Annotated in this window: 5 protein-coding genes and 1 pseudogene; all 6 read right to left on the bottom strand. The window is 71.2% G+C overall.

The genetic code is table 11. From position 1 onward, the window contains the following. Positions 1-387, bottom strand: a pseudogene (locus tag CCN51_RS03395) (hypothetical protein); the annotation flags it as partial. Continuing rightward, positions 384-1,658 (bottom strand): DUF4910 domain-containing protein, encoded by a 1,275-nt coding sequence (locus CCN51_RS03390; RefSeq protein WP_405384916.1) that lies wholly within the window; start codon positions 1,656-1,658, stop codon positions 384-386. The gene CCN51_RS03390 and the pseudogene CCN51_RS03395, both read right to left, overlap by 4 nt. Then, the gene (locus tag CCN51_RS03385; RefSeq protein ID WP_014182121.1) at positions 1,655-2,680 is read right to left on the bottom strand and encodes an NAD-dependent epimerase/dehydratase family protein; all 1,026 of its coding nucleotides are present in this window, start codon (positions 2,678-2,680) and stop codon (positions 1,655-1,657) included. Before CCN51_RS03385 ends, CCN51_RS03390 begins: the two co-directional genes overlap by 4 nt. 3 nt (positions 2,681-2,683) lie before the next feature. Further along, entirely contained in the window at positions 2,684-3,331 is a 648-nt protein-coding gene (locus CCN51_RS03380; protein WP_014182120.1) for a PIG-L deacetylase family protein, read from the bottom strand. Continuing rightward, positions 3,328-4,122, bottom strand: a complete 795-nt coding sequence (locus tag CCN51_RS03375) for a glycosyltransferase family protein (protein ID WP_014182119.1) — start codon at positions 4,120-4,122, stop codon at positions 3,328-3,330. Before CCN51_RS03375 ends, CCN51_RS03380 begins: the two co-directional genes overlap by 4 nt. 13 nt (positions 4,123-4,135) lie before the next feature. Next, a partial coding sequence (locus CCN51_RS03370) for a class I SAM-dependent methyltransferase (protein WP_086859239.1) occupies positions 4,136-4,986 on the bottom strand: 851 nt, incomplete at its 5' end.

The following is a 4,986-nucleotide window of genomic DNA, read 5'->3' as shown; positions in this document are numbered from 1 at the left end:
CACGCTGCCGCCGAGGCCGAGCCCGACCACCAGGCACGCCGCGCCGATGGCTGCACCGACGCCGAGTGCGGTACCCGTCGACCGGGTCACCGCCCCGCGCCAGGACGCGTCCGACACGCCGCTGAAGCGCACCACGAGCGGATCGGTGGCCAGCCCGCGGGAGACGTTGAGCACGACGCCATAGGTCACCCAGGCGAGGCTGAACACGCCGAACGCGGTCACCCCCAGCGAGCGGGCCACGTAGATGCCCACCACGAAGTTGCTCATGCTGGAGGCCGCCTGGTCGGCCAGTCCCCAGGACAGCCGGCCGACGAGGGCCCGCCGGGTGGATCCGGCCGGTGGCGCCGTTGTCCGCGGATTCTCCCCCTCGCCGGTCATCGGCGTCATGCCTTGATCAGCCCGGCGCCGTGCAGGGCGCCGGCCGCGGCGGCGACGGTGTCGAACGGCAGCCCGGACCGCTCGGCGACGTCCAGCAGACTGTGCTCGCCGTCGGAGAGGTTGAGCACCCAGAGCATGGCCATCTGGGCCTGCTTGGTGTCGCTGCGGCCGCCGAGCGCGTCGTACAACCCGCGCCGGCCCAACTGCGGTTCGCCGTAAGGGCTGAGGTTGAGGTACCGCCGGTTGCGGTCGAGGACGGCGAACGCCTCGCGGCAGAGGGCGAGGGTGTCCGCCATCGCCTCCGGGGAGACGAAGTCCAGGTTGTCCGCCGAGGTGTGGTACTCGGGGTAGCCCGCGTACGGGGTCCGGCTGAGCGAGCCCACGCCGAGATCGAACCCGGGCGAGCAGAACTGCCGCTCGTCGTAGCCGTACGGCGTGAACTCGGCGACGCGGTGCGGGCGTTCGGATGCGGCCAGCACATGGCGCATCACCCGGTCGATCTCCGCGTCGCCGCGCCTGCTCTGCTTGTACGTCAGTTGGCCCGGGTCGCCGGCGCAGGCCAGCACCAGCCCGTGCTTGACCTGGTCGATCCGCTCCGCGTTGCGGGCCAGCCAGGTGATCGCCCCGATGGTGCCGGGTGCGAATATGAACCGGTAGGTGTAGTACGGCGTCTGTTCGGCCAGCGCCCGGGCCAGGAGCACCGCCACCGCGATGCCGGCCAGGTTGTCGTTGGCCAGCGACGGGTGGCAGACGTGGCAGGAGACGATCACCTCGTCGGGGACCTGACCGGGGACCACGTGCTCGGCGTAGGTGAGGTGGCCGTCCGCGAGTGTGGAGTCGACGCACACCTCGTACTCGCCGTCCGGCAGCGCGTCCAAGGTCTCCTGGGCCAGGCAGAACCCCCATTCCGGCTTGTAGTAGCTGGTGCGGTACGGCACCCAGGTCGGGTGGTCGGGAAGGGTGTGCAGGTGTCCGCGCAGCTCGGCCAGCGGCATGGTCTGCGACACCGGCACGCTGTAGCCGAGCACGTGCAGGCTGGACGCGGCGAAGTCGACGACCCGGTTGCCCGCGGTGTCGGCGATGTACGCGTCCCGGATGTTCCACTCCTGCGGCACCGTCCAGTCGAGCACCTGAGTCCCGGTCGGCACCTCGTGCACCTGCAGCGGGACGTACTCGCCGACGATCGCCAGGGTGGCGCGCACACCGTCGCCGGTGATGCTCCGGCACAGCGGGTACAACCGCTCCACCAGCGCATGCATCTCTTCGCCGGCCGTGGTCATCGGCGCCACCGCAGGGTGTCGTCGACGGCTCCGGCCTCGGTCGCCGCGCGCAGCACGGCCAGCCGGGTGAAGCGTCGCTCGAAGTCCTCCCGGGTCAGCCCGTGTTTCCGGTAGGCGTCGGCGAGTTCGAGCGCGCCCTGCTTCACCGTCCACTCGCAGTCGAAGCCGGGCACCGCGGCGCGGAACCGGGAGAAGTCCACCCGGTAGGACCGCGGATCGGCACCGGTCTCCCCGGTGATCACCACCTTCGCGCCGGACACCGCCTCGGCGACCTGCTCGGCGATCTCGGCGACCGTGACATTGTTGATCTCGCTGCCGATGTTGAACGCCCGGTCGTGCACCGCTTCCCGAGGCGCGGTCAGCGCGGCCGCGAAGGCCCGTGCGATGTCGGCGGCGTGCACCAGCGGGCGCCAGGGGGTGCCGTCGGAGAGCACCAGCACCTCGCCGGACAGGAGCGCGTGGCCCACCAGGTTGTTCAGCACGATGTCGGCGCGCAGCCGGGGCGAGTAGCCGAAGGCTGTGGCGTTGCGCATGAACACCGGGCTGAAGTCGCCGTCGGCCAGCGCGTGCAGGTCGTCCTCCACCCGCACCTTGGACTCCGCATACGGCGTCACCGGGCGCAGCGGGGCGTCCTCGGCCACCAGGTCGCTGCCGCCGGCGGCGCCGTAGACCGAGCAGGTCGACGCGTACAGGAAGCGCCGCACTCCGGAGTCGCGGGCCAGCCTGGCGAGGCGTACGGACGCGTGGTGGTTGATGTCGTAGGTGAGCTCCGGCGCCAGCGATCCCAGCGGGTCGTTGGACAGCGCGGCCAGGTGGATCACGGCGTCGACCCCGGCTACGTGTTCGGCCGTGACGTCGCGCAGGTCCACCTGCGGCCCCGGCGGGTCCGCGGGCGTCGGGCCCAGCACGCAGTCGGCGAACAGGCCGGAGTCAAGCCCGACGACCTCGTGCCCGGCAGCCGTGAGGACCGGGGCCATGACGGTGCCCAGGTAGCCCTGGTGCCCGGTCAGCAGTACGCGCAAGGTTCATTCCCCCAGGTTGAGAGTGAGTTTGGTGACGGCGAACGCTTCGGCGTAGCGCGCGTGGCATTCGATGCCGCGGATTCGTGCGAGGCCGAGGAAGGCCTCGCGGTCGTACCAGGGCCGGTGCCGCTGCGAGGGGTAGTGCTCCTGCAGCAGCCGCACCTTCTGTTCGGCGATCTCCGGCGACAGCGGCTGGTACGCCGCCGGACGGCCGAGATCGCCGTCCCACTTGACGATCTCGTAGCCGAGCACCAGGTGGTCGCGGAACGCGGTGGTCATCAGCTTCGCCAGGCCGCGGTGGTCCTGGTGCGCGTCATCGGTCCGCGGGGCCAGCACCAGATCCGGCTCGGTCCGCATGCGCAGCTCCTCGACCGCGGCCTTGGCCTCGTCCCAGTGCGCGGGCAGCCGGCCGTCCGGCAGCTTGTGCACGGTCAGCCGCAGGTCGGCGCCCGGGCAGAAGGCGGCGAGCGCGGCCTGCTCCTCCCGCTCCCGTTCGCTGCCACCGCCGGAGAGCACCAGCGCCTCGACGCGGATGCCCGGCCGTGCGAGGCACAGCGTCAGCAGCGTGCCGCCGGCGCCGATGGCGATGTCGTCGCAGTGCGCGCCCACCGCGACGATCCGGTCCAGGCGCCCGGCCCCGAGCCGGATCACGCCCGCGCTCCGGCGCTGTCCCGTTCCCATACGGCCCACGGGCGGTCGCCCCGGGCGTAGGCGGTGTCGAGCGCGGCCCGCTCCTTCACGGTGTCGGTCGGCTTCCAGAAGCCGCGGTGCTGGTGCGCCACCAACCGGCCCTGCTTGGCCAGTTGGGCGCATCCGTCGGCGACCAGGTCCCCGTTCTCCGGTATGTGGTCGAAGACTTCCTGGCGGAGCACGAAGTAGCCGCCGTTCTCCCACAGCGGCAGGTCGCTCACCGCGGTGATGCCCCCCACCAGGCCGTCCTCGCCCAGGTCCACGCAGTGGAACGAGGACTGCGGCGGCACCACCATCATCGACGCACCGGCGTCGCGCCGGGCGAACCGGCCGATCATCTCGTCCAGCGGGGCGTCGGTGAGCACGTCGGCGTAGTTGGCGAGGAACATGTCGTCGCCGTCCAGGTGGTGCCGCACCCGGCGCAGCCGCTCCCCGATCGGTGACTCGATGCCGGTCTGCGCGAACGTGATCGTCCAGTCGGAGATGTCGGTGGACAGCAGCTCGGTCCGCCCGCCCCGCAGGACGAAGTCGTTGGACGTCGTCTCCTCGTAGTTGAGGAAGAACTTCTTGATGTGGTGAGCCCCGTAGCCGAGGCACAGGATGAACTCCGTGTGCCCGAAGTGCGCGTAGTAGCGCATGACGTGCCAGATCAGCGGTCGCGGGCCGACCATCGCCATCGGCTTGGGCACGTCGTCTGCGGCACCGCTCCGCATCCGCATCCCGTAACCGCCGCAGAACAGAACGACCTTCATGCTGTGACCTCTTTCAAGACGCGACCTCGACAATGCTCAGTTCCGGGATGGGGAAGACCAGCCGGCCGCCCCAGTCGTGCACGAAGGACAGCTGCTCGACCAGCTCGGCCCGCAGGTTCCACGGGAGGACGAGGACGTAGTCCGGTCTGTCGGCGGCTATCTGCTCGGGCGGCAGGATCGGGATGCGGGTGCCCGGGGTGAACCTTCCGTGCTTGTAGGGGTTGCGGTCGACCGTGTACGGGAGCAGGTCGGGCCGGATGCCGCAGTGGTTGAGCAGGGTGTTGCCCTTGCCCGGGGCGCCGTAGCCGACGACCGTCTCGCCGCGCTCGGCCACCTCGATGAGGAACCGCAGAAGGTCCCGGCGCACCTTGGCCACCCGGGCGGAGAACTCGGTGTACCCGGACAGCTCCTGCAGCCCGGCGGCCTTCTCCCGGGCCAGCACGTCAGCCACCTGGCGGCTCGGCTCGCCGGCCGCCTCGGCCGGCCGGGCCCACAGCCGGATGGAGCCGCCGTGCGTGGGCAGCAGCTCGACGTCCACGAGCGCGAGTCCACCGGCGGCCAGCGCCCGGATCGCGGACGCGACCGTGTAGTACTGGAAGTGCTCGTGGTAGATCGTGTCGTACTGGTTCTCCTCGATCAGGGTCAGCAGGTGCTGCACCTCGATGGAGACCCAGCCGTCGTCGGCGACCAGGGCGCGCAGCCCCCGGGTGAACCCGACCACGTCGGGGATGTGCGCGTACACGTTGTTGGCCACGACCAGGTCCGCCGGGCCGTGCCCGGCGCGGACGTCCGAGCCGGTGGCCGGGTCCAGGAACGCCGTGAGCGTGGGCACACCGGCGTCCCGCGCCGCGGCGCCGACGTTCA

Source organism: Streptomyces milbemycinicus (genome assembly GCF_002154605.1).
GTDB classification, from domain to species: domain Bacteria; phylum Actinomycetota; class Actinomycetes; order Streptomycetales; family Streptomycetaceae; genus Streptomyces; species Streptomyces milbemycinicus.
This window is presented reverse-complemented; position numbering and strand designations above follow the sequence as displayed.

What these genes read in the sequence shown, in the direction of transcription:
- CCN51_RS03390 (WP_405384916.1), bottom strand. Translation starts at nt 1,658, where the DNA reads ATGACCACGGCCGGCGAAGAGATGCATGCGCTGGTGGAGCGGTTGTAC.
- CCN51_RS03375 (WP_014182119.1), bottom strand. Translation starts at nt 4,122, where the DNA reads ATGAAGGTCGTTCTGTTCTGCGGCGGTTACGGGATGCGGATGCGGAGC.